The sequence below is a fragment of the Bacillus sp. LR--39 genome, assembly GCF_053613335.1.
This window is the reverse complement of sequence record NZ_JBSIOT010001096.1, coordinates 1-633: the sequence shown is the minus strand read 5'-3', so window position 1 is coordinate 633 and position 633 is coordinate 1. Positions and strand designations below refer to the sequence as shown.

Below are 633 nucleotides of genomic sequence, written 5' to 3'. Positions count from 1 at the left end.
CTGCTGTTTATCGCGAACCTCATTGATTTCGGCCACGACACCGTCAATTTCAGAGATCGTCGCTTGACCTTTAGGGTTTCGCGCTTCAAACAATTCCTGGATACGCGGCAAACCTTGTGTAATATCGTCTCCGGCAACCCCGCCCGTATGGAAGGTACGCATCGTTAACTGTGTACCCGGCTCACCAATGGACTGGGCAGCGATGATTCCGACTGCTTCTCCGACTTCGACATCGGTTCCTGTTGCCAGGTTGCGGCCGTAGCATCGTTTACATACACCATGTGACGTATTACATGTAAATGCGGAGCGGATCCACACTTCTTCAATGCCTGCTTCGACAATTTCAATCGCTTTATCTTCGTCGATCAGCTCGTTTTCATTCACGAGCACTTCACCTGTTTCCGGATGTTTAACAGGCTTTCTCGCGAATCGGCCGACAAGACGCTCTTCAAGACGCTCGATCACTTCTGTGCCTTCCGTGATGGCTTTGGCAAGAATGCCTCGGTCTGTGCCGCAGTCAGTCTCACGAATGATGACGTCTTGGGCTACGTCTACGAGACGGCGTGTCAGGTAACCTGAGTCGGCTGTCTTAAGGGCCGTATCCGCAAGACCTTTACGCGCACCGTGAGTAGA

The 633-nt window shown here is 52.1% G+C and carries 1 pseudogene; it reads right to left on the bottom strand.

Annotated features, from left to right (window positions below):
• Positions 1–633 (bottom strand): annotated as a pseudogene (locus tag ACWHAR_RS28670) (DNA-directed RNA polymerase subunit beta'); the annotation flags it as partial.